Raw genomic sequence first — 22896 nt, 5'->3', positions numbered from 1 at the left:
TGCGCCGCACCCGAAACCGATGCAATTTCAAGGCGGAATGCTTATCTAGCATCTGCAGACGAGAGGCGAGGCGCCCCCCTCAGTCGCGTATCCGCGCCCGCCCGACAGGAACAGACATGGCCGAACCCGCCCGCGATCTCAGCAACGACACCTACGGCGCCGACTCGATCAAGGTCCTCAAGGGCCTGGACGCGGTCCGCAAGCGGCCGGGCATGTATATCGGTGACACCGACGACGGGTCGGGCCTGCACCACATGGTCTACGAGGTGGTGGACAACGCCATCGACGAGGCGCTGGCCGGCCACGCCACGCTGGTGACCGTGACGCTGAATCCGGACGGGTCCTGCACGGTCTCGGACAACGGCCGCGGCATCCCCACCGACATCCACGCGGAGGAGGGGGTCTCGGCCGCCGAGGTCATCATGACCCAGCTCCACGCGGGCGGTAAGTTCGACCAGAACTCCTACAAGGTCTCGGGCGGCCTGCACGGCGTCGGCGTCTCGGTGGTGAACGCGCTCTCGACGTGGCTGCGCCTGCGCATCTGGCGCGGGGGCCAGGAGCACGCGATGGAATTCCGCCACGGCGACGCCGTGGCCCCCCTGGCGGTGGTGGGTCCCGCGGGCGAGCGGCGCGGCACGGAGGTCACCTTCCTGCCCTCGACCCAGACCTTCACGATGGTGGAGTTCGACTACGCGACGCTGGAAAAACGCCTGCGCGAACTCGCCTTCCTGAATTCCGGGGTGCGCATCGTCCTCACCGACGCCCGCCACGCCGAGCACAAGCGCGAGGAACTCGTCTACGAGGGCGGCGTCGAGGCCTTCGTGCGCTACCTCGACCGCACCAAGAGCCCGCTCGTCGCCAAGCCGGTCGTGGTGCGCGCCGAGCGCGACGGGATCGGCGTCGAAGTCGCCCTGTGGTGGAACGACAGCTACCACGAGACGGTGCTGCCCTTCACCAACAACATCCCGCAGCGCGACGGCGGCACCCACATGGCGGGCTTCCGGGCGGCGCTGACGCGCCAGATCACCGGCTACGCCGAGTCGTCGGGCATCGCCAAGAAGGAGAAGGTCACGCTCACCGGCGACGATTGCCGCGAGGGCCTGACCGCGATCATCTCGGTCAAGGTGCCGGATCCGAAATTCTCCTCGCAGACCAAGGACAAGCTCGTCTCCTCCGAGGTGCGCCCGGTGGTGGAGAACGTGCTCAACGAGGGCCTGTCGAACTGGCTCGAAGAGCACCCGAGCGAGGCGCGCACCATCGTCGGCAAGGTGGCGGAGGCCGCGGCCGCCCGCGAGGCCGCCCGCAAGGCCCGCGAACTGACCCGCCGCAAGGGGGCGCTCGACATCGCCTCGCTGCCCGGCAAGCTCGCCGACTGCCAGGAGCGCGATCCCTCGAAGTGCGAGATCCTGCTCGTGGAGGGCGATTCCGCCGGCGGCTCGGCCAAGCAGGGCCGCGACCGCACCTTCCAGGCGGTGCTGCCGCTGCGCGGCAAGATCCTCAACGTGGAGCGCGCCCGCTTCGACAAGATGCTGTCGAGCCAGGAGATCGGCACGCTCATCACGGCGCTCGGCACCGGCATCGGCCGCGAGGAGTTCAACCCCGACAAGCTGCGCTACCACCGCATCATCATCATGACGGATGCGGACGTGGACGGCTCGCACATCCGCACGCTGCTGCTCACCTTCTTCTTCCGGCAGATGCCGGAGCTGATCGATCGCGGCCACCTCTACATCGCCCAGCCGCCGCTCTACAAAGCCGCGAAGGGCCGCTCGGCGATCTACCTCAAGGACGAGCGTGCCCTCGAAGACTACCTGATCGACGGCGGCATCGAGGGGGCGAGCCTGCGGCTGGCGAGCGGCGTCGCGTTCGGGGGCGCGCAGCTGCGCGCCCTGGTGGACGAGGCGCGCGGCGTCCGGCAGATCCTGCACGGGCTGCACACCCGCTACGACCGCACCGTGGTGGAGCAGGCGGCGATCGCCGGGGCGCTGCGTCCGGCGGTGGCCGAGAATCACGCCCACGCGGAGGTGGTGGCCGACGAGCTCGCCAAGCGCCTCAACGACATTGCCGAAGAAATCGAGCGCGGCTGGGAGGGCGAGGCGTCGGCCGGCGGCTACACCCTGTCGCGGACGCTGCGCGGCGTGCGGCAGGTGGCGGTGCTCGACGAGGCGCTGATCAACTCGCAGGAGGCCCGGCGCCTCGACGAGCGCGCCGATGCCCTGCGCGAGATCTACGACGCGCCCGCGACCCTCACGCGCAAGGGCGAGGAAACGGTGCTGCACGGGCCGGTCGCCCTGTTCGAGACCATGATGGCGCTCGGCCGCAAGGGCCTCCAGCTCCAGCGCTACAAGGGGTTGGGCGAGATGACCGCCCAGCAGCTCTGGGAGACCACCCTCGACCGCGACGTGCGCTCGCTGCTGCAGGTCAAGGTCAAGGACACGACCGATGCCGACGACCTGTTCGTGAAGCTGATGGGCGACGTGGTCGAGCCGCGCCGCGAGTTCATCCAAGAGAACGCGCTCAACGTCGCCAACCTCGACGTCTGATCCACCCCTGTGTGGGCATTCTAGGAGTTGATGAGAAACATTCGCTACGGCGTATGGACTCTTAGGATCCACGTTATGGGCGAGCTGTGATTCCAGGCTGTCTTTTGGAGGGCAGCTTTGAGCGTTCAGGATCGCTTGGTTCTCAGCGACGCGCAGTGGGAGCGGATGGCGCCGCTGATCATCGGCCGGGCGGATCAGCGCGGCTCGACGGGCCGCGACAACCGGATGTTCGTGGAAGGTGTGCTGTGGATCGTGCGCACCGGGGCACCCTGGCGCGATCTGCCGGATGCCTTCGGCGAGTGGAACAGCGTGTTCCGCCGCTTCAGCCGCTGGAGCCAGAAGGGCGTGTGGTGGCGCCTCTTCGCGGCGCTGTCGGACGACCCCGACTTCGCGTACCTGATCGTGGATTCCACCACCGTGCGCGCCCACCACCATGCGGCGGGCGCGAAAAAGGGGGGTCTGGAGATCGGCCCCCGTCCGAACCGGCGCCAGACCAAGCCCTCGGCCGCTCGCGCGGCGGCCTGAGTACCAAGATCCACATCGCGGTGCGCGGGCTCGGCTGCCCGGTGGGCTTTGCCCTCACGGCCGGCCAGAAGGGCGACGCGCCCCAGGCCGAGGCGCTGCTGAAGGAGTTGCCGGCCGAGGTGATCCTGCCGAGGTGATCCTGGCCGAGGCCGCCTACGACAGCGACCGGGTGCGCAAGCTCGCTGCCGACAAGGGCGTGCAGGCCGTCATCCCGACCAACCCGTCACGGGCCAGGAAGCATGACTTCGACAGGACGCTCTACAACGAGCGCCATCTGATCGAGTGCTGCATTGCCAAACTCAAGCAGTTCCGTCGCGGCGCCACCCGCTACGAGAAGACAGCGCGCAACTATGCCGCCGTCGTCACCCTCGCCGCTGTCGTCCTCTGGCTCCGCTAACGGTCCACACCGCCTCGGGCCGCTCACGGGCCGACCCGCGCTGGAAGATGGGGCACGTCCGGAGAAAGCGAGCCAACAACCGCGCCGAGAGCTCGCACGTGCCGGTGCGACGCCGGGAGCGGAAGCAGCAGGGTTTCAAGTAGCCAGGCTCAGCCCAGCGGTACTTGTCGATGCACGCGCCACCTCCAACACCTTCACCTTACCCCATCGCCTCGTCTCGGCCCGCACGCACCGACTGTTCCGAGCCGAGGCATTGGCGACGCGGCGCCGTGCGGCCGGCGCGGTCGCCTGAAGCGGAACTGAGGAGTTGCCCCCCGGCCAGGTCCGACAACGTGACAAGGCCACTGCGGCTGCCGTTCCGCGCTCTGACGGACGCTCTGAACGCCTTGGTCAGTGGCGGGGCGGTCGCCCGAGCGTGTGAGAAGTCAGCTCGCATTCGGACAACGCCTGATGGACCTTCCCTACTCGACGAGTCTTGATAGACCCAGACTTGTACGCCAAGGACAAGCGGCACGACCAGCTCACGAACCTGCGTCGACCATTATGGGATGTGACAGAGGAGCCTTCCGGCCCCTCTATACGGATGCTCAGCATTCGGCACGGCCCGGATAGGGAGGAACTGATGAAGGGATTGACGCGTCGCGGCTGGATCGCTGCCTCGGCGGGCGGCGTCGTGGCCGGATTGCCGAGCCTCGCCCTCGGCCAGAATCGCAACTGGCCCGAGCGGCCGATCCGGCTCATCGTTCCCTATCCGGCAGGCGGCTCGACCGACGTGCTCGCGCGTCTTCTAGGCGAGCGCCTCAAAGATCGGCTCGGCGGCACCTGGGTCGTCGAGAACCGTCCGGGCACGGGCGGCAACACCGGCATCGACGCCGTGGCTAAGAGTACGCCCGACGGCTACACAATCGGTGCGGCTACTGTCGGCCACTTCTCGATCAGCCAGTACCTCTACAGCCGCATGCCCTTCGACGCGGACCGGGACCTCATCCCGATCTCGCTGACCTGGGAATTACCGAACGTCGCGGTGGTGCCCACCCAGCACGTGCCGGCTCGCACGATCCCGGAATTCATTGCCTGGGCGAAGGGCCGCAGCGGCGGCTTCTTCTACGGCAGCCCCGGCGTCGGCACGTCGCCGCACCTCTGCGGCGCGCTCTTCGCCACGCGCACCGGTCTGACAGCGACCCACGTACCGTTCCGCGGCGCCGCGCAGACCATTCCGGCGATGCTCAGCGGCGACGTCCAACTCGCGATAGACAACCTGCCCTCCTATGTCGGCGCGATCGCAGCCGGCCAGTTCCACGTGCTCGCCGTCACGACGCCCGGGCGCTGGCCGACCCTGCCCGACGTGCCGACCATGGCCGAGGCGGGCGTGCCGGACTTCGTGGCGACCTCCTGGGCCGCATTCGTTGCGCCGAGCGCCACGCCGCGCGCGATAGTTGACCAGATCTCGGAGGCGCTGCGCGCGATTGCGGCCGATCCGGTGATCCAACAGCGATTCGAGGTCGTCGGTGCCCGTCCGCTCGGGAGTACGCCGGAACAGGCGCAGGAAAAGGGTCAGCGCGAACGGCCGATCTGGAAGGAAATGGTCCAGATCTCCGGCGCTCGACTGGACTAAGGGCTCGTCACGTTCGGCGGTGCCCTGGCTTGCTGTGCATGACCGAGCACCGTCGCGGTCGGGCATGAACGCGCCTTCCTTCGCCGGGTACCGTTTCCCGCCCGACATCATCCAGCGTGACGTCTGGATGTACCTACGCGTCACGCTCAGCTACCGCGATGGGGAGGAATTTTCGGCCGAGCGCGGCATCATCGTTGCCTACGAGAGCATCCGGCGCTGGGTGCTCTGCTTCGGTCCGGCTTTCGTGTTGGTGCGGTAGCGGACTTTCAAGCTTCAGGGTGAAAGATCCAAAGCGAGTCAATACGTTCTGTCCGGCTCGTTCGGCTATGCGCCACTTCCGGACATCAGCTTCACGGTGTCGGAAAGGCTGCTCGTCGCCCGATCGCGGCCTCTCAAAATCCGCCCACCGTGACTTCAGCACTCATCCTATTCGCGTAAGATCGGCGTTTAGAACCCGTGCGATCGCAGCGGCTCGGGACTGGCCATACACCTGCTAGCCGCCCCGGTTGCGGTATGCGCCTTCGTCGCTGCCGTCGTCCTCCATCGCGCGGGCTGCGACCTCCGCCAGATGCCGTTTCAGGGTCGCGAGCGCCTCCGGAGACCAGTCGGGTACGCCGGTGACGGCGCTCCAGGCGTCGACATAATGCTGCGGAGCGTAGACATGGCCGTATCCAATCGGAGGCCTAGTCGCCATGGCCATGTCGAGCGTCAGCTGAAGTGCCGTTACCACCGGCAACCACCGCAGCTGTGGCGAGACGTCCGGTCCACTTGGTGACTCGAGCCAAGCCGGCGAACGGTAGAAGGCGCGATACTCGAAGAAGGTCACCGCGTCGCTGGCATATTGCAGGTAGACAACCCGCATCGGGCCCCAAGGCGCATCCGCGGGCACACGCGCTCCGCGTTGGTTCATGAACCGCACGAAGCGACCCTCCCGAAATTCGGGTAGCCAGGCCGGCGAGCCGGGATTTCGGCCATCGGTCACCGAACGCCAGAACCGGCTCCCGAAGGGAGGGCCGCTCCAGAGCGCGCCATTGATCGGATCGCCGATCAACTCGAACAGCTCGATCGAGCTTTCGGAATGCATCGCTCCCAAGCTCAGCCCGTGCACGTAGAGCCTGGGACGTCGATCCCTGGGTAGCGTGATCCAGTGACCGTAGATCTCGGCAAAGAGCGCGCGCGCTGCTTCCGAGCCATATTCTGGCTGGACAAGAAGTGATAACGGACTTGAAAGGTAGGAATACTGCAGCGCGGCACTGGCGATGTCGCCGTGGTGCAGATACTCGACCGCGCTCATCGCTGAAGGGTCGATCCAGCCTGTTCCCGTTGGCGTGATCACCACGAGGACAGAACGATCGAAGGCACCGACGCGCTTGAGCTCTGCCAAGGCGAGTTGCGCCCTCTCCTGCGCCGTGTCGGCGGCGCGTAGGCCGACATAGACGCGGATCGGCTCTTTTGCCGGGCGCCCGGAGAGGGCGCCGATCTCTGCCGCCCTGGGACCCGACGCCACGAACTCGCGCCCGGCACGTCCGAGCTCGCTCCATCTCACCAGCGATGCTGGACTGCCTGTCCGCACCGTCTCGACCGGCTGGGGGCGCTCCGGTTCCAACAGCGCGTCGCGCGCGCGGAACGACGTATCGAGCACGCGGAAGGCCACGCGGAAGAAAACACCGCTCGCGAGCGACCAGACCAGCACGACCGCGACGGAGACCCCAACCACATTCGCGATCCGCCGCGGAACGAACCGGCTCGCGCGGCCAGCCATGAATCCGACCGCGAGGCCGAACAGCCGCGCCAGCGCGAGGAGCGACACGAAGGTGGCCAGGGCGATCAGGCAGACCTGGATGGGATGCACGCTCGTGATGGGCGTCATACCCATCACCGCGCGTATCGAATTCTGCCACTCCGCGGCTCGCCACAGACAGGCAATGACGACCGACAGGCAGCCGGCGGCAATCAGGGTGTTCGTGATGTGGCTTGCGCGTTCCGTCGGCACCCGCAATCCCAGATAGGCCCAGAGCCATCGCGACCACACGCCCAGGCCGTAACCGGCGGCGAAACAGGCGCCTGCCAGTACTCCTTGCGTGAGCGACGTTCGCGGAACGAGGGAGGGAGTCAGGGCAGCCGCGAAGAAGAGGGTCCCCAAAGCCAAGCCGACGCCCGACAACCGGCGCGCCCGCCGCTGGAGAAACCCCGCTGCACTCGCAGCGATGTGCGTTGCCCGACGGCGTTCCTGATACATCCCTCGTCCCGGGTTCGCCTGTGGCCCATCTTGTGATCGCACGCAGATCGAAACGATCATACCAGCGCGAAGACGAGAGAAATGACTGTAACTTTCTCGGCTGCCGCGATCGGTGGTCCAAGCTTCTTGCTCGGGAACCGCGGGCATCTGGAGATCGGCGCCCCGAGCCGCGCCGGCCTGACTGTGTAGGAAGAACGATGGTTTTTCTGACGTTACGCCTGTGAGCGACCTGACCGCCACAGTCTTCCAACCATCAGACCCGAGCTCCCGGCCCACAAATGATCACGGAGGGCGTAGCATCGAACGCCGGGGCTCACCCTTGCGCGTTATCGATGAATAAACATTTGTTTTGTGCGCGCGTCTGTATTCGCTAATACTGAGATACGTGTGTTAACATATCTTAAGGCAGAGCTGCGGCGCGCCGGGCAATATCTGGCTAAGGTAATTTTAGTGCGGCGCTGATGCCACTTGCGCAGCAATTTGTGTTCCATTCATTGTCGGCGTAGTCGCAGGCTCCGCGGCGCGCGATCTCTGGGTGTCTGCCGATGTTTACTGCGCGCGGTCACGATCATCCCATTGGCTCTCACGCCGCAGGCCCGACAACGAGAATAGCGCGGGCCAGTGCCTTGTCCGACGCCCCCGCGGCAGGCGGAGGTTCGTTCGCAGCGGTGACGCCGTCTACGAGCGTGGACATCAATGGGATCCTGTCGGCGAGAAAATGGGCGGCGACCAGCCTCACATTCTCGTTTCCGGATGCCTACTCCGATTACGGCCCGGAGTACGGCGATCAGAGCGCCGCGACTGGCATGAGCGCGCTGACGGCTGCCCAGCAGGCGGCCGGCCGCGCCGTCATGGCGGAGGTTGCGGCCGTCTCGGGTCTCGCCTTCACGGAGATCGATGAGACCTCCACCACTCACGCCGATGTCCGGATGGCGAATTCGACGGCACCGTCGACTTCCTATGCGTGGTTGCCTGGCTCCGGCAGCCCCTCGGGAGACGCCTTCTTCGGCAACGTGAAGGCCAGCACGCCCGTGCCGGGCACCTACGCCTACCACACCTACCTGCACGAGATCGGGCACACGCTCGGGCTCAAGCATGGACAGGACACCGGCACGTTCGGCGCGATCTCCGCACCGATGGACTCGATGGAGTTCTCGGTGATGACCTATCGCTCGTATGTCGGCGCGCCTCTCAACGGCTACACCAACGAGTATGCAGGCTACGCCCAATCGCTGATGATGCTCGATATCGCGGCCCTTCAGTATCTGTACGGGGCCGATTACACGACCAACTCAGGCGATTCAGTTTATTCCTTCAACGCTGCGACTGGTGAGATGTCGATCAATGGCATCGGCCAGGGCGAGGTCGCCGGCAACCGGGTGTTCCGGACGATCTGGGATGGTGGCGGCCGGGACACCTACGATTTTTCGAACTACGACACGGATCAGTCGATCGATCTCGGCGCCGGATCAGGCAGCCGGATGTCCAACGCTCAGCTTGCCGATCTGGGCGGCACGTATGCCCGGGCCAATGTCTTCAATGCTCTTCTGAACAATGGAAGTCTCGACTCTCTGATCGAGAATGCGACCGGCGGCTCGGGCAATGACACGATCACTGGAAACCAGGTTGCCAACCATCTCAGCGGGGGCGGCGGCAACGATACGCTGGATGGGGGGCTCGGCGACGACACGCTCGACGGCGGAATGGGCGTCAATGCCCTCTACGGGGGTGCGGGCGACGACACGGCGGTGTTCGGCTTCAGGCTGACGGACGCATGGATCGACCTCGTGAACGGCCTGACCATGGTGAGCATGCCAGACACCACGGCTCTGCTGTCCGGCTTCGAGCACTACGCCTTCGCGGACGGCCAGATCGACGCCGACGACGGCATCCCTCTCATCGATGACTTGTTCTACACCATCACCAACAAGGATGTGTTCACGGCCGGGGCCGATGCTGACGCGCACTACGCCCAGGATGGCTGGCGCGAAGGCCGCGACCCGAACGCCTTCTTCTCGACAACGGGTTATCTGGCCGCCAATGCGGACGTGCGCGCCGCCGGGATCAACCCGCTTGATCATTACGATCAGTACGGCTGGAGAGAGGGCCGGGATCCGTCAGCCAACTTCGACAACGAGCTATATCTCAAGAACAATCCCGATGTGGCTGCTGCTGGAGTGGACCCGCTCGAACATTACTTGCAGTATGGACGAGATGACGGTCGCCAAGCCTACGCGGCCATGGGCAACGCAGCCGACCTTGAAGCCCGCTCCGGGTTCGATGCTGAGTACTACCTGCTGGCCAATTCCGATGTGGCAGCCGCCGCATTGATCTCGGGCGAGAACCCGCTCGACTTTGCTTACCAGCACTACGAGCAGTATGGTTGGAGAGAGGGGCGCAATCCCAACGCAGTGTTCGACGTGCGGGGCTATCTGGCCGCTTACGGCGATGTAGCCGCCGCCGACATGGACCCGCTTCAGCACTATCATCAGTATGGTTGGCGAGAGAACCGAGATCCATCTGCCGGCCTCGACACCTCGTCCTACCTCGCTACCTATGGCGACGTAGCTGCAGCGGACATCGATCCTATGCTGCACTACCTGCAGTATGGAGCTCTCGAAGGTCGCTCAGCCTTCGGCGACGGCACATTCGACCCGAGCATCAGTGTCTAAGCTGGCCAACCGATGGGCTGCCGACACGCTGGCGGATGAGGGGATGAGCGAGGCAGCGCGTCGCAACGCGATCCGAACGGCTATCCTGCCGGAGAGGGTGGGATGATCGGATTGCTCACCCAGCGCCGTCTCGCCGCTCGCCGCGGGCCACCACCATCATCTCGGCATCCGCCAACGGCCGCTGCAGCTTCAGCGCCTCCTCGACCGGCGCCTCAAGCCAGATGCGCCACTCCTCCTCGGTGGTGAGCAGCACCGGCATCGCCTTCGGGTGCACCGGGCCGACGATCCCGTTCGCCTCCGTCGTGAGGAAGGCATAGAGCCGGTGCTCCTCCTCGACCGGGTCGTCGCGCTTGGGGCCGCGCAGGCCGGTCCAGGGTCGCCAGATGCCCGCGAAGGCGAGCAGGGGGCGCTCCTCCGAGAGCGCGAACCAGACCGGCGTCTTCCTCGGCTTGGTGTCCGCGTACTCGCTGAACGAGGACACCGGCACGAGGCAGCGAAAGGCCGGCTTGAGCCAGGGGCGCCAGTAGGGTGAGGCGACGTTGCGCACGTTCGTGACCGGCTGCGTGCCGACCTTCGGAGGAGGCGGGAAGCCCCAGCGCATCATCGTCAGCTCGCGCCCGCTCTCGGCCGCGCGCACCACGGGCGCCAGCTGGTCGGGGAAGATGCCGGGCAGCGGCGGCAGGTTGCCGGTGTCGTCGCGCTTCACCGCGAAGATGCGGCGGATCTCGTCCTGCGAGCGGGTGAGGCTGTAGAGATTGCACATGGGCCGATCCTACGGCTGGGTCGTTAAGGGCGGGCAACCCAGTGTGGCCTTGACCATGGGCAACTCGGCGAGGCGCGGCGTGCGCGTCTCGAACGTCGTCGACCACGTCCGCTTCGCCACGAGGCCCGCCCGGGCCGGCACCACGCTGCCGCGCCGAAGCGCGCATTGCAGGCGTCCATCGCCGCCATCGGCGCGCTGCGGTCCGGACGGCGATCCGGCTGGCGAGGGCGGAGCGGGCTAGCTAACCCGAAAGCGCCTTTGCATCGTGCGTGACCGCGCACGATGCTGTTTAAGCAAGACCGGCGTCAAGGAGGTGCCGATGTTCTTCCTCGTGACAGCAGCAGCTCCAGTTGGCGGCATCGCGAATCCTTGCGAGACTGTTGGCGAAGCCTTGGATCGAGCTTCCTTCTTGGCGAAGCAGAGCTTCAAGGATGTCGCCATCAAAGATCCATCGGGCAAACGATATACGATCGACGAGTTCAAGATCGCATTTCACCTCAAATAGCAAACTGAGCGCCCTATCAGCCAGGACGCTGCGCAGACACGCACGGCACCTCCCCGATCCGCGTCGTGTAGCGCGGCGTGCGCATCTTGAACTTCGTCGACCACGTCCGCTTCGCCACCAAGCCGGCCCGAGCCGGCACCACGCTGCCGCGCCCGAAGCGCGCATTGCAGGCGTCCATGGCCGCCATCAGCGCGCCGCCCCGCTCGCGATCCAGCGCCCCGAACAGCGCCCGCGGGCTGTCCGTCAGCGGCACGAGGTCGGTGGTGATCACCCCGGCCTTGCTGTAGCGCCACGGCACACCGGCCGGCTCGCGCCACGTGCGCGCCACCCCGAGCCGCACCGCCCGGATGAGGGCGAGGCTGTCGTTCGTGGCTTCCGGCAGGTGCACCACCGTCGAGACCGAGCGCATCGGGTCGCCCCGGTCGTGCTCGCTGGTGTGGTAGAAGACCGTCACCTGATCGGTCGCCAGCCCGTCCCGCCGCAGCTTCTCGCCCAGCCGCGCCGCGTGCGCCGCCACCGCCTGCTCCAGCACCGCCCGCTCGGTGATCCGGCTGGAGAACGAGCGCGTCACCGCGCAGCCCTTGCGGCGGGCCGGCACCAGCTCCAGGGCCAGGCAGGCCCGCCCGCGCAGCTCGTGGATGATGCGCTCGCCCACCACCGTGAGCGCCTTGCGGGCCGGGCGGGGGTCGAGGTCGCGCAGGTCCGCCACCGTGTCGACGCCCAGCGCCTGCAGCTTGGCGAGCGAGGCGCGACCCACACCCCAGACCTCGCCGACCGGGATCCCGACCAGCCACAGCGCACGCTCCGCCTCGTCGGAGAGGTCGCACACGCCGCCCAGCTCCGGCACGCTCTTGGCGATGTGGTTGGCGAGCTTGGCCAGCGTCTTCGTCGGCCCGATCCCGACGCAGGTCGGGATGCCGGTCCAGCGCCGCACGGTCGCGCGCAGATCGCGGGCGAGGGCCACGCGGTCGCGCTCGCGCACGTCCGAGAGGTCGAGGAAGCTCTCGTCGATCGAGTAGACCTCCACGTCCGGCGCGAAGGTCCGGTAGACCGCGTTGGTGCGCGCCGACATGTCGCCGTAGAGGGCGTAGTTGCTGCTGAACACCCGCACCTTCGCGCGCCGGCACAGGTTTCGGATCAGGAAGTAGGGCACGCCCATCCTGATCCCGAGCGCCTTGGCCTCGGCCGTGCGGGCGATGGCGCAGCCGTCGTTGTTCGACAGCACGATCACCGGCACGCCGGTCAGACGCGGATCGAAGACGCGCTCGCAGGAGCAGTAGAAGCTGTTGCCATCGACGAGCGCGAGGGCGCGGCTCATCGCACGCTGCTCGGGCGGACGTGGTGCCAGCGCACCGAGAACAGCAGCACGCCCCAGAGCAGGCCCTCCTCCAGCTCGTCAAGCGCGAAGAGCTCCTCCATCTCCGGATTGTCGAAGGTCAGCGCCAGCCGGTTGCCCTGCATGACGAGGCGCTTGAGGCTCATCTCGCCGTTGACGACGGCCACCACCACCGCGCCGGCGCTCGGCTGGAGCGAGCGGTCGACGACGGCGAGGTCCTGGTCGTGGATGCCGGCGCCCTTCATGCACCAGCCGCGCACGCGCCAGATGAAGGTGGCGGCAGGGTTGGGGGCGAGCCAGCGGGGGAGTTCGAGGGCGCCCTCGATGAAGTCCTCGGCCGGGGAGGGAAAGCCGGCGCAGAGGCTGGTACGCATGAAGGGGATGCGCACCAGCCCGCTACGATCCGCCGCCGCCTCGCCGACCCGGTAGACACTCACCCGCTGCCCTCCGTTCTGCTAGAACGGAAAGAGAACAAACACCCCGGGAGTTCCCGGTCAAGGCCACGCTGGCGGGCTGTGCGGAGCGGGGACGGCAGGCCGAGGAGAGCGTGATGGGGATGCGGACGACGAAACAAGCGAACTGGAGGGCATCGCCATCCTCGGCCAGTTCGGCGAGGTAGCCCGATGACTTCGCCGAAAACCTTCAGGACAGCTGAGCGCGCTTCAATCCAGCGAGGGAGATCAGAATGGCGTTCAAGGCAAAGTCGGCCATGGAGACGAAGGCTGCTGAGCTGGCCTCGGCCATCATCCGCATCGCGGACCGAGAGAGTGCACCGCTCAACATCGGGGTTGAGCAGCTCAGGAGGGGCAATCCGCGCCTGACGCCTCTCGCGATCGGCCAGTTGTTCCGCAAGCAGCGCGACAGCCTGGAGGCCGCCCTAGCTGAGCGAGGCTACGCCTTGGTCAGCTACTCCGATCAGGGACCGGGACGAGGGATGGAGTTCGAGATCGGGGTCGCTTGAGTACGGCTCAGGGACGTTGAGCGGCCTCAAGCAGCTTCGGGTTCATGGCTGAAAGCGCGAGCAACGGGGCCGGCATCACGACACCGGCTCGCCGCATCTGCTGCGCGGCACTCCGGCAGCGGCTCAGGTCGTTGCTGCCGATGGCGTCCTCGGCCTTCGTGATCATGTCGGGCGACGGCTTGCCCGCAGGCGGAGCGGCCTGAGCCTGTGGCGCCGGCTGAGCCTGCCCAGGCTGCTGAGCCGGTGCGACGTTCACCGTCGCTCCTGAGGGCGCTGCGGTGTTCTGTGTGGCGCCCTGAGGGCCTGATGCTCCAGGTCCTGAGGATGACACCTGACCGCTGATGCCAGAGGCTTGCTGCGGCTGACCGGCGGCGTCTGATGGTTTGGCTGGCTGATCCGCGTTCTTGGGAGCCTGCACGGCGGCAGCGAGTTGCGCCGGCTGGCTGTCGGACTTCTTGGCTTCCTGGGGCTGGTGCACGAAGGCGGCGAGTTCCTGACAGAGGTTGGCGGGCTTGCCCGCACTAGCCGGATTGGCCGGCGGGGTCTCGCTCTGGGCGGCTGCCACAGAGGTCAGGACGCTCATCATCAGCAGCGTGGCAATAGCGGAAGCTCGCATCGTTCAGCCCTCCACATCAGAGCTCACCCGGCTACCAACGCCTGAAACGCGATGGCGGCGTCCTGCCAACCCGGACACAGCCCGCGGAGTGCGTGCCGCCCGTGCGCAATCTCTAACCCTCGCCACATCGCATCCGCGAAGTCGCGCTCGCCACCCCGAGATGGCGCAGACCCGGCTGCGATCCTGGCCCTCGGCAGCCTTGCGCGCGATCCACACCCCAGCGGGTTGCGCGTCGTTAACGAATGGTTAAGCTTACCGGGCGACGGTCGGACGACGCCTTGTAAGGAATTGCATGATCTCCATCACAATCCGAGCCACACAAGATGGCACTTTCACGATCTATCGCGACGGTAGCGCCCTCAGATCGGGCTTGACCCGCACCCAAGCCAATGAACTTGCGACTGTATTGCGTTGCATATCGGACCGTATGTGAGGCCGACCTAGCTCCATCTATACTTTTACGAATTTGCGCTCGACAATCCTGGGCCACCTCTCACCCTGATCTGCAGAGGAGCAGGCATGAAGGCAGCGATAGCAGGAGCCATCCGGCTCTCATCGATCTGGCAGACCCAGAACCGGAAGCCGCTTCGGCGGGCCTCAAGCATTCCCTCAACGCGCAACGTGGCGAAGCGGACACCGGAGGATTGGGCTCGCTTCGGTGGAGGCCTGCTCGCTGGCGAGATGATCAGCACCGTTCAGGTCCCTGCCACTCCTGATGATGGGCTCCCTCCTGTCGTGCTGCCGCCCGCCCCTGGCGCCTGATCCCGCTCGGGCGGAGCATCGGACGGTTGCCCCGTAGCGCAAGCGCCCGTTCGGAGGGGCATGCACCGCTGTCGGCTGGATCTGGCGGAGCCGCACAACGATCATCTGCTGCCCCTGCCGATCCGGCTTGCGGCCAGCCGGCCGGTGTCGGCGGCAACTCGGCCCAAGCCCCTCGTTCACAGAATGCAGGGCTGCCGCCCTCTTTGGCTCCGCCCCGGCGATCCCGCGCGACACGCTCGCGCACAGAGCTTGGTCGCTGTGACGGACCTAACAATGGTTGCTGCCGATACCGCTAAGCTTGGTACGGTGCCGCTCAGGCATCCCGGGAGCTGCTATGCAGGAGTGACCATGGCGGAAACGGTCAAGGCATCTCGATCCGTGAGCATCTGGCCTTACTGGCGCGCAATCATCCCAGCGTCCGAAGCCGGATGCGATCCGAGATCCAGAGCGGGCAAATCGCCCGAGACGGCGGAGCCGCACGATCGGTGCCTGACTGCAGCGGAGCTGATCCGCTTGGCCCGATCAGTTCGTTCAACGTTGGCCAGTTGACCGCCGCGTGACCACTTCCGCCTTCGTCATCCTCATACTCGCTGCCGTTCTCGTCGGTGTGATCGGGCTCGTTGCCCTCTGCCGGCGGGTGACGATGCGCGAGAAGGCACGGCACCTGCGGGCGAGAGCGCGTTGGTAGCGGTGCCACGATGATGAGAGCCGCGCCGCCGTGAGCAGCGAGAAGGATCGACCCAACGACATCGTTGCGCCACCGATCGACGTGGAGGCGCTGGCCGAGGCTGTCGAGGTCTACCTCGCCGATCCCACGACCCGGACGCACAGCCTAGGTGCCATCACCATCGATCTGGCGGCGGCCGTAGACGCGTACCCGACCGCCAGTCGGTTCATGTCGGAGCCGGATGTCAGTCCGGATGATAGGCGGCGAGCCGTCACGACGGCGCTGCTGATGGCGCTCCTACAAGATCGGCCGCTGCTTCAGTAGCGGACGCAGCCGACTGCCCGCGCCCTCGGAGGTCCTATTGGAGCGCTGCAGGCCGTGCTGGGCTCGACCGTGAAGCCCTTGCCTATCTCAACAGGTTGAGCCAAGCCACAGCAGTGGTCGGACCCACGATCCAGGGCAGCAGGATCGGACCACCGTAGAGGGTAACCCCTGTGGCGCCGATCGCCATCAGCAGGGCGCGTATCAGCGGCGGAGGCGGTTCCGCTCGCGGTGACCGCGGCACGCGCCGAGTGATGCCTCGGCTACGAAACAGGCGTCTCATCCCGAAGACCTCCTGCAACCTTGCTGCTTCGCAACCATAGGTCGAAACAGCGAGGAGGTCTGTCGCGCAAAAGCTACAACGCGCACCACGGATCTTGCGCTTCAACGTGAGAAGCGAGATCTGCGCGGATTGCTGCCGCTTCCCTGCATCAGTGTGAGTCCCGAGGGCCGTCAGGCTGCATCCGGAAATGGAAGATGGCACCTCCGGCATACCTGGGGATGAACTCGAGGCCAGTTGCATCGGGCAAGCACTCGAGTTCAGACCGTTCCTTGCTAGCGAGTTGCCGCGACATTCTTGCCGATCCAACGCAGGAGAATGTCCGCGATGTCCAGGCTGTTGTCGTCCTGCATGAGCATGTGCGAATTCCCCTTGATGCCAATCTCCGGCAACGCGAGGACCTCAGCCTTGCCACCGGCAGCAGAGACGGCAGCCGCGAAGGCGCGACAGCTCTTCAGGCGCGGTGCCCACCTCGGAAACTCATCGACGTAATCGCCAAACAGCACAAGGATCGGCACGGCCTTGTAGGGGCCGAGATCAGCCGTTAGATCAGGGCAGGCCGCCGGCTCGATCGAGATGATCCCCGCCACGCCCTGCGTGCTGAGCGCCGCAGTCTGGAACGGGTAGATGCCTGACTGCGAGTGGCTCATCAACACCGTCCCGCCGATCTTCTGCGCGAGTTCAGATAGCGCGGGGACCGTCGGGTTGGGTGTTGGGAGATTGTACGCACTGTCGGCGACCATCTGCTTCCAGAACTCGGCCTGTGCTGCCAGGGGAAAGCGCATTCCAGGCAGCACTTGCGGGTATTGGTGGCCGAAGCGGAAGATGGCCCAGGCGCCCTCGTGCCCTGCGGAGAACACGGTCGGCAGCTGGTCGACTGGCTTCTTGCCCGTGCGGACCGCGTTGATGGCCGAGGGATCTGTGGCGGAGCGCCCACGCCAGACCTGGTCGATCACGTAGACCGGGTGACCCTGACGCAGGAAGTACTCGTCCCAGCCCATCCGGCCGTCGGGCGTCGTCTCCCAGGTCTTGCCGGTGAGACAGCAGCCGTGGATCAGAGTGATTGGCACCCCGGCTTGGCCGGAGGGCACCTGATAGCGGACGTACATCTGGTCGACCGTGATCGTACCGGCCGCGTCGAAGTTCGGCAGGTTCGACAAGGTATCGGATTTCACCTCCCGGCCGCCGATGAAGAAGCTGCCCTGTCTGGCGATGGTGAGCGGGCCGGGCTCAGGCCGTGAGGTTTGAGCGAGAGCGGGGGCTGCGAGAGCGCAGAACGCGGCGGCGAGCAATGCCAAGCGCATGAAGTCGTCCTCCCAAGAGCCATCGGTATCGTTGAGCTTCTTGGAAGGAAGGTAGGACACGCAGATCAGCTGACCATTGCATCCTCAAGCGTGCTCTCGGCTGCAAGGGGCGCCCATGGCCCCTGAAGTCACTCAACCAATGGCGACAGCCATCCGCTATCCCTGATCCTGAGGATCTCTGAGCCGCACTGGGAGATGGCGGTCACAGCAACCATCGAACGCGAACGCGACGCGCCATCGAACGCGAAGCCCGCTTCATGGGCGACGACATGCCGATGGCATGGTCGCGCGATCTCCGGCTCCGCCGCGCGGGCTGGCTGATCCCGTCTCCGCTTAGATCAAGCGGAATCAGTCTCGGAGGGCCGGGTGCAGGCCGCGGACCGGGCTCACGCCTTCCAGCACCGAGGCCGCGTGCAGGATCGTGGTCTCCGCCTGCCAGCGACCCACCAGCTGCACGTTGATCGGCAAGCCCTCGCGGCTGGTGCCGAAGCGCATCGAAAGCCCGGGCAGGCCGGTCACGTTCAGGGGCACGGTCGCGCCCTGGAGGTAGGTCAGGTCGACGGTCTGGCCGTTGACGACGAGTTGCCGGATGCCGTGCTTGTGCGCGGGGACGGGCAGCACGGGGGTCAGGAGGACGTCGAAGTCCCGGAAGTAGGTCGCGTAGCCGTCCCGCAGCCGTTCCGCCGCCTGCTCGGCCGCGACGTAGTCCTCCATCGAGGTGTCGGGCAGCGACAGCATGGTCCTGGCCATCTTGTAGATCTCGTTCTCGCCGCGTCCGGCCGTCGCCTCCCGGAAAGCCGGCTTCATCTCCATGACGTGGAGCTTGTTGAACACGTCCAGGGCGAAGTCGCGCTCCAGCGCCGGGATGCGTACCTCCTCCATGTGGTGGCCCTCGCCCTTGAGGGCCTCGGCCGCCGCCCTCACGGTCGCCGCGACCTCGCCGTCGATGGGCCCGAAGCCCGGCCCGACCATCCAGCCGACGCGGAGCTTGCGGCCCGGCGCGGCACCGACGCCCGCGTCGAACCGGACGGTGCTCGTCGCGAAGGCGTCCTCGCCGTCGGGGCCGGCGAGTTGCGTGTAGGCGAGCGCGAGGTCGCGGATGCTGCGCGCCATCGGGCCGACGTGCCAGAAGCGGCGGGGCGCGCGCGGCCAGATGCCGGTCATCGGGACGCGCCCGTGGGTGGCTTTCAGCGAGACGATGCCGGTCTGGGCCGCCGGGCCGCGCACCGAGATGGCAAGGTCGGTGCCCAGGCCGAGCGGCGACATCCCCGCCGCGATGGCGGCCGACTCGCCGCCGCTCGAACCGCCAGGCGTCCGGTCGAGATCCCAGGGGTTGTTCGAGCGGCCTGAAAGCAGGTTGTCGCTCTCGATCCAGTAGGAGAACTCGGGAAGGTTGGTCTTGGCGAGCAGGATGCCGCCTGCCTTCTTCAACCGGGCCAAGCTGGTGGCGTCGGCGTCGGGCATGCGGCCCTTGAAGATGGGCGAGCCGCGCTGGGTGAGCACGCCCGCAGTGTCGATGGAATCCTTCGCGGTGAAGGGCACGCCGTGCAGGGGGCCGAGCTCCTCGCCCGCCATGACCGCCGCCTCGGCTTGTTTCGCGGCGGTCAGCGCGCCCTCCGCGACCGTGACGATGGCGTTTATCTTGGAATCGACGGCTTCGATGCGGTCGAGATGTGCCTGCACGACCTCGACGGGCGAGAGCTGCTTGGTCCGGATCAGCGCGGCGAGGCCGGTGGCGTCCGAGAAGAGGATGTCCTGGGTCATCGATTTTCCCTACCTGTCGTTAGGCAGGTAAGCGCTAGGCCTGGATTTCCAGGCCGTCAACCCCTAACTAACGATCGTTAGGCAGTTCTTGCCGGGCGGAGGCGGAGGTGGGTTCGAACGCGAAGGAGACGATTCTGGCCGCGGCCAGGAAGACTGCGCAGGCGCACGGCTACGGCGGGCTGAGCTACCGCGACCTCGCCGCCGAGGTCGGCATCAAGGCCGCGAGCATCTACCACCACTTCGCCAGCAAGGCGGACCTCGGAGCCGCCGTGGCGAGGCGCTACTGGGAGGATACGGAGGCCGAGCTCGACGCGATGCTGGCCGAGACCTCGGATCCGCTCCGCTGCCTGCAGCTCTACCCCGGCACCTTTCGCCGGTCGCTTGAGGATGGGAACAGGCTCTGCCTCTGCAGCTTCATGTCGGCCGAGTACGCCGACCTGCCGGAGATCGTGCAGCGTGAGGCCCAGGGCTTCGCCGACGTCAACATCGCCTGGCTTGCCAAGGTGCTGGTCATGGCGGGGGTGGAGCCCAAGGACAGCGAGGCGCGGGCACGGGCCATCTTCGCGGCGGTGTCCGGCGCCCAATTGTACGCGAGGAGCCGCTCGGACGTCTCGCAGTTCGACGGCTTGATCGAGAGCTACCGCGCCTCGGGCCTCCTTCCGGCGTGAACCCCGCGGCGCGTTCGGCTGGGACAGCCGACCGCAACCGCGCTCGTCTCGGTCACGCCCGTCCGATCCAGCCGCGCCACGTGAAGGCGGCGAAGAAGAGCTCGACAGCCCGGAAGCCGCCCGCTCGCAGCACGACGGCGTCCGCCTCGGGTGCGAGGGTGTGCAGGTGGGCCTCCACGGCGACCCGGGCCCTCGCCGCCTGGTCGCGGTCGGCGCCCGAGGCCACCGCGAAAGCCTCGTACCGCGCGAGCCATCGCGAACGGCTGACGTCCTGCGGGAAGCTCGCATGGGCCGCCACGAACGGCGCGTCCGGCTTGAGGCGGCGGTGGATGGCGCGGACGGTGTCCTCGCGCGCCGCCGGGTCGAGGAAGTGCAGGGTGAGCAGGCAGGTCGCCGCGTCGAAGGGGCCGCTGGGCGCATCGTCGATGTAGCCCTCGACGAGGGTCACCCGGTCCATCAGCGGTCCGAGCAGGCGCTCGGCCTGGCGGAGCATCTCCCTCGCCGGGTCGACGCCGACGAACGTCCATCCCGGGTGCGCCTCCGCCAACGCGCGCAGCTCCAGCCCGCCTCCGGCACCGAGCACCAGGACGCGCGCGTCGGGCGGGGCGTGCTCGGCGAGGAGGATGCCAGCCATCCGGTGGAGCGCATCGAAGCCCGGCACGAAGCGTCGCGGGCCATCGGGGTACCGAGCGGCGGCTTCCGGGTCGGAGAAGGCCGCCAGGAAATCCATCGGTTCCGGCCGGGCGCTATGCATCATCTGGCGGGGCCTCCCGGCCGCATGGTTCGCGCTTTGCCAATCGCGCGTGGAAGTCGGCGCTGAGACGGCCCAGCGTGACGTCGCCAAGCCGCGAGAGCAGCAGGGCCTCGGCGTCCCGGAAGGCGCCCGCGAGCGCGGCGTTGACGGCCTGCTCGACAAGGCACGTCGGCTCCTCGCTCCGGTGCCCCATCGCGAAGACCTCCGGCGAGCCCAGGGCGACGTAGACGTCGTGCAGGGTCACCCGGTCGAGGTCGCAGGCGATGGTCCATCCGCCGCCATGCCCCTTCTCGGATGCAACGAGCCCCAGGTCGCGCAGCCCCGCCATCGTCCGGCGCACCACGACCGGGTTGGTCCCCATCATCATGGCCAGCCGTTCGGACGTGACGGGTCCGTCGGCTTCGGCCATGTGGAGGAGGACGTGCAGCACGCCCGACAACCTGCCATTCCGTCTCATGAAACTTATGATGTTGCATGAAGCGGCGCGCTGTCAATCGGCTCCTGTCAACGGCGCCACGTTTCCCGCCCGTCGCTCTGGTTCATCCCTGAGGATCAATCCTGGGCCGTGGTCGCGCGTCAGCGACGCGGCCGGGCGCGACCCGGTCGCCGCTGTGCCCAAACCTGCTGCTGTCGTGCCCGCCCTGGTGAGGTCCGCTTCTTCGTTCGGAGCGGAGATTTCAACCGGCCAGCCGCGAGGCCTGAAAGGGGTCAGAGCCGCTGGCAGGTCGGACGCAAACGGAAGGTCCGGATGCGGTCGCACTTGGCCCCTTGTGGCAGGTACTAGAGCAGGCTTCGATCAGGTTGAAACGTGAAGCCTGCTCTAGGTCTTTGATTTTGCCGCATTTTCTGCGACGAACCGGCATCCACTTCGTCGGAAAATGCTCTAAGCGTCGGATTTGGCCCATAGGCTCCACGAAAGCGCACGGCCACCGAAGATCCGGCGTCGAAGCGGTGCAACTTCAGCGCGTGGCCGCTAAGTCATCCTCCAGGAAGTCCAAGCGGTCCTGGTGGGGATGAGTGCCGTCGACAGATCACCCTGCACAGGCATCACCGCGCAGGGGCTGCCTCGTGCCGGTGCGCGGCACGGCGACGGTTCTGGCGCTGTTCGTGACCGGTCCGATGCGCGGGCTCGGCGTGCCCTCGATCTGGTCGGACGCCCGCAGTCGATCTCAACCGATGCGGTTCAGGCCAAGCGGAGTTGATGATGAAATTCGGGATCATGGGTGCCGGTGCCGTCGGCTCCTACTTTGGCGCCAAGCTGGTCAAGGCCGGATACCCCACGGTCTTCATCGGCCGGGAGAGCTTCGTCGATCGCGCAGCTGGCCACGGCTTGCGCTTCCGAAGCGGCGACATCGACGAGGCTGTGCCGATCAACGCGCACACGGACTGCGTGGCGCTGGCCGACGCGGATGTGGTGCTGTGCTGCGTCAAATCCGCGGCCACCGCCGCGGCGGGCGCGCAGCTCAAGCCGCACCTTCGAACGACCGCCACCGTCATCAGTTTCCAGAATGGCTTCGACAACGCCGATCGCCTGGGCGCGGCACTTGGGAGGCCCGTCGTTCCGGCCGCCGTCTACGTCGCGGTGGAGGTCCCGGGCCCAGCCGAGGTGCTTCACCACGGTCGTGGTGATGTCGTGCTGGGCGCGGCGCCGACGAGCGAGGCCATTGCGGACGTGCTGCGGCAGGCCGGCATACCCGTGAAGGTATCGGGGCAGGTTCGGGAAGCGCTGTGGTCCAAGCTCACGGGCAACTGCGCCCTCAACGCCCTCTCCGCCCTCGGGGAACAGCCCTACGGCCGACTCGTCGAGAGCCCGGGCGTCCTGGCCGTGATGAAGGATGTCATCCGCGAGTGCGAGGCCGTCGGACGGGCCATGGGGCTTCAGCTGCCCTCAGCCGACCTGGACGCCGTCCTGGCCATCGCGCGGACGATGCCCGCTCAGCTCTCCTCGACTGCCCAGGATCTCGTACGCGGACGTCCCTCGGAGATCGATCATCTCAATGGCTACGTCGTGCGGCGCGGCGAGGAGCTTGGCGTCGAGGTGCCGGCGAACCGGGCGCTGCAAGTGACCGTCAAGCTGCTTGAGACCAAGCGGGGAGATCGGAGAGGATGAGAGCTGCCATGGTGATGGCGTCAGACATGGCGGGTCCTTCGGGCAAGGCGTGGCCGTTCGGTGCCGCCGGGGCGGCGCCGCTGGCATCGTGACG

At 66.9% G+C, this 22896-nt stretch carries 17 protein-coding genes and 3 pseudogenes; 11 read left to right on the top strand and 9 right to left on the bottom strand.

What is annotated here, in order from left to right:
• The first annotated feature begins 116 nt into the window (after positions 1 to 116).
• From gyrB to ACKUB9_RS29180, 5 genes and pseudogenes are all read left to right on the top strand, one after another.
• Entirely contained in the window at positions 117 to 2543 is a 2427-nt protein-coding gene (gene gyrB / locus ACKUB9_RS29200) for a DNA topoisomerase (ATP-hydrolyzing) subunit B (protein ID WP_407529493.1), read from the top strand.
• Positions 2544 to 2660: 117 nt separating this feature from the next.
• Positions 2661 to 3465: pseudogene (locus ACKUB9_RS29195) on the top strand (IS5 family transposase).
• Positions 3466 to 3509: 44 nt separating this feature from the next.
• Positions 3510 to 3757 (top strand): annotated as a pseudogene (locus ACKUB9_RS29190) (DDE-type integrase/transposase/recombinase); the annotation flags it as partial.
• A gap of 198 nt (positions 3758 to 3955) precedes the next feature.
• On the top strand, positions 3956 to 5080 hold the full coding sequence (locus ACKUB9_RS29185) for a Bug family tripartite tricarboxylate transporter substrate binding protein (protein ID WP_407529494.1): 1125 nt from the start codon (positions 3956 to 3958) through the stop codon (positions 5078 to 5080).
• Positions 5081 to 5144: 64 nt separating this feature from the next.
• Positions 5145 to 5318 (top strand): annotated as a pseudogene (locus tag ACKUB9_RS29180) (IS6 family transposase); the annotation flags it as partial.
• A gap of 255 nt (positions 5319 to 5573) precedes the next feature.
• Here ACKUB9_RS29180 and ACKUB9_RS29175 read toward each other — a convergent pair.
• On the bottom strand, positions 5574 to 7319 hold the full coding sequence (locus ACKUB9_RS29175; protein ID WP_407529495.1) for an alpha/beta hydrolase: 1746 nt from the start codon (positions 7317 to 7319) through the stop codon (positions 5574 to 5576).
• A 626-nt stretch (positions 7320 to 7945) separates the two neighbouring features.
• Between ACKUB9_RS29175 and ACKUB9_RS29170 the strand changes: the two genes are divergently transcribed.
• Complete coding sequence (locus ACKUB9_RS29170) at positions 7946 to 9991, top strand: M10 family metallopeptidase C-terminal domain-containing protein (RefSeq protein WP_407529496.1); 2046 nt, start codon at positions 7946 to 7948, stop codon at positions 9989 to 9991.
• A gap of 115 nt (positions 9992 to 10106) precedes the next feature.
• On the opposite strand, the gene ACKUB9_RS29165 is transcribed toward ACKUB9_RS29170, so the two are convergent.
• Positions 10107 to 10754, bottom strand: a complete 648-nt coding sequence (locus ACKUB9_RS29165; RefSeq protein ID WP_407529497.1) for an SOS response-associated peptidase — start codon at positions 10752 to 10754, stop codon at positions 10107 to 10109.
• Between the two features lie 319 nt (positions 10755 to 11073).
• Between ACKUB9_RS29165 and ACKUB9_RS29160 the strand changes: the two genes are divergently transcribed.
• Positions 11074 to 11259: a hypothetical protein gene (locus ACKUB9_RS29160; RefSeq protein ID WP_407529498.1), complete on the top strand. Its 186-nt coding sequence runs from the start codon at positions 11074 to 11076 to the stop codon at positions 11257 to 11259.
• A 16-nt stretch (positions 11260 to 11275) separates the two neighbouring features.
• Here the strand turns inward: ACKUB9_RS29160 and ACKUB9_RS29155 are convergent, their stop codons facing one another.
• Both ACKUB9_RS29155 and ACKUB9_RS29150 read right to left on the bottom strand, forming a co-directional pair.
• Positions 11276 to 12577 (bottom strand): Y-family DNA polymerase, encoded by a 1302-nt coding sequence (locus ACKUB9_RS29155; protein WP_407529499.1) that lies wholly within the window; start codon positions 12575 to 12577, stop codon positions 11276 to 11278.
• On the bottom strand, positions 12574 to 13032 hold the full coding sequence (locus ACKUB9_RS29150) for a LexA family protein (protein ID WP_407529500.1): 459 nt from the start codon (positions 13030 to 13032) through the stop codon (positions 12574 to 12576). Before ACKUB9_RS29150 ends, ACKUB9_RS29155 begins: the two co-directional genes overlap by 4 nt.
• A gap of 248 nt (positions 13033 to 13280) precedes the next feature.
• Here ACKUB9_RS29150 and ACKUB9_RS29145 point away from each other — a divergent pair, with 248 nt between their 5' ends.
• Positions 13281 to 13556 (top strand): adenylosuccinate synthase, encoded by a 276-nt coding sequence (locus ACKUB9_RS29145; protein ID WP_407529501.1) that lies wholly within the window; start codon positions 13281 to 13283, stop codon positions 13554 to 13556.
• A gap of 7 nt (positions 13557 to 13563) precedes the next feature.
• Here ACKUB9_RS29145 and ACKUB9_RS29140 read toward each other — a convergent pair whose 3' ends face one another.
• Positions 13564 to 14172: a hypothetical protein gene (locus ACKUB9_RS29140; RefSeq protein WP_407529502.1), complete on the bottom strand. Its 609-nt coding sequence runs from the start codon at positions 14170 to 14172 to the stop codon at positions 13564 to 13566.
• A gap of 1480 nt (positions 14173 to 15652) precedes the next feature.
• Between ACKUB9_RS29140 and ACKUB9_RS29135 the strand changes: the two genes are divergently transcribed.
• On the top strand, positions 15653 to 15925 hold the full coding sequence (locus tag ACKUB9_RS29135) for a hypothetical protein (protein ID WP_407529503.1): 273 nt from the start codon (positions 15653 to 15655) through the stop codon (positions 15923 to 15925).
• Between the two features lie 552 nt (positions 15926 to 16477).
• Here ACKUB9_RS29135 and ACKUB9_RS29130 read toward each other — a convergent pair.
• Positions 16478 to 17566: an alpha/beta hydrolase family protein gene (locus ACKUB9_RS29130; protein ID WP_407529505.1), complete on the bottom strand. Its 1089-nt coding sequence runs from the start codon at positions 17564 to 17566 to the stop codon at positions 16478 to 16480.
• Between the two features lie 288 nt (positions 17567 to 17854).
• The gene (locus ACKUB9_RS29125; RefSeq protein ID WP_407529506.1) at positions 17855 to 19270 is read right to left on the bottom strand and encodes an amidase; all 1416 of its coding nucleotides are present in this window, start codon (positions 19268 to 19270) and stop codon (positions 17855 to 17857) included.
• Between the two features lie 107 nt (positions 19271 to 19377).
• Here ACKUB9_RS29125 and ACKUB9_RS29120 point away from each other — a divergent pair, with 107 nt between their 5' ends.
• On the top strand, positions 19378 to 19938 hold the full coding sequence (locus ACKUB9_RS29120) for a TetR/AcrR family transcriptional regulator (RefSeq protein ID WP_407529507.1): 561 nt from the start codon (positions 19378 to 19380) through the stop codon (positions 19936 to 19938).
• Positions 19939 to 19990: 52 nt separating this feature from the next.
• Here the strand turns inward: ACKUB9_RS29120 and ACKUB9_RS29115 are convergent, their stop codons facing one another.
• Positions 19991 to 20695 carry a class I SAM-dependent methyltransferase gene (locus tag ACKUB9_RS29115; RefSeq protein WP_407529508.1) on the bottom strand — a complete coding sequence of 235 codons (705 nt, stop codon included), beginning with the start codon at positions 20693 to 20695 and terminating at the stop codon, positions 19991 to 19993.
• Positions 20685 to 21149 carry an Rrf2 family transcriptional regulator gene (locus ACKUB9_RS29110; protein ID WP_407529509.1) on the bottom strand — a complete coding sequence of 155 codons (465 nt, stop codon included), beginning with the start codon at positions 21147 to 21149 and terminating at the stop codon, positions 20685 to 20687. The genes ACKUB9_RS29115 and ACKUB9_RS29110 overlap by 11 nt, the downstream gene beginning before the upstream one ends.
• Before the next feature lie 747 nt (positions 21150 to 21896).
• Here ACKUB9_RS29110 and ACKUB9_RS29105 point away from each other — a divergent pair.
• Positions 21897 to 22802, top strand: a complete 906-nt coding sequence (locus ACKUB9_RS29105; RefSeq protein ID WP_407529510.1) for a ketopantoate reductase family protein — start codon at positions 21897 to 21899, stop codon at positions 22800 to 22802.
• The last annotated feature ends 94 nt before the right edge of the window (positions 22803 to 22896 follow it).

Origin of the sequence: Methylobacterium oryzisoli (assembly GCF_046557895.1) — a bacterium.
GTDB classification, from domain to species: domain Bacteria; phylum Pseudomonadota; class Alphaproteobacteria; order Rhizobiales; family Beijerinckiaceae; genus Methylobacterium; species Methylobacterium oryzisoli.
This window is presented reverse-complemented; position numbering and strand designations above follow the sequence as displayed.

Excerpts from the sequence above, each read along its gene's own strand:
- gyrB (WP_407529493.1), top strand. The coding sequence starts at position 117 with ATGGCCGAACCCGCCCGCGATCTCAGCAACGACACCTACGGCGCCGAC.
- ACKUB9_RS29175 (WP_407529495.1), bottom strand. The coding sequence starts at position 7,319 with ATGTATCAGGAACGCCGTCGGGCAACGCACATCGCTGCGAGTGCAGCG.
- ACKUB9_RS29165 (WP_407529497.1), bottom strand. The coding sequence starts at position 10,754 with ATGTGCAATCTCTACAGCCTCACCCGCTCGCAGGACGAGATCCGCCGC.
- ACKUB9_RS29160 (WP_407529498.1), top strand. The coding sequence starts at position 11,074 with ATGTTCTTCCTCGTGACAGCAGCAGCTCCAGTTGGCGGCATCGCGAAT.
- ACKUB9_RS29155 (WP_407529499.1), bottom strand. The coding sequence starts at position 12,577 with ATGAGCCGCGCCCTCGCGCTCGTCGATGGCAACAGCTTCTACTGCTCC.
- ACKUB9_RS29145 (WP_407529501.1), top strand. The coding sequence starts at position 13,281 with ATGGCGTTCAAGGCAAAGTCGGCCATGGAGACGAAGGCTGCTGAGCTG.
- ACKUB9_RS29140 (WP_407529502.1), bottom strand. The coding sequence starts at position 14,172 with ATGCGAGCTTCCGCTATTGCCACGCTGCTGATGATGAGCGTCCTGACC.
- ACKUB9_RS29125 (WP_407529506.1), bottom strand. The coding sequence starts at position 19,270 with ATGACCCAGGACATCCTCTTCTCGGACGCCACCGGCCTCGCCGCGCTG.
- ACKUB9_RS29115 (WP_407529508.1), bottom strand. The coding sequence starts at position 20,695 with ATGATGCATAGCGCCCGGCCGGAACCGATGGATTTCCTGGCGGCCTTC.
- ACKUB9_RS29110 (WP_407529509.1), bottom strand. The coding sequence starts at position 21,149 with ATGAGACGGAATGGCAGGTTGTCGGGCGTGCTGCACGTCCTCCTCCAC.
- ACKUB9_RS29105 (WP_407529510.1), top strand. The coding sequence starts at position 21,897 with ATGAAATTCGGGATCATGGGTGCCGGTGCCGTCGGCTCCTACTTTGGC.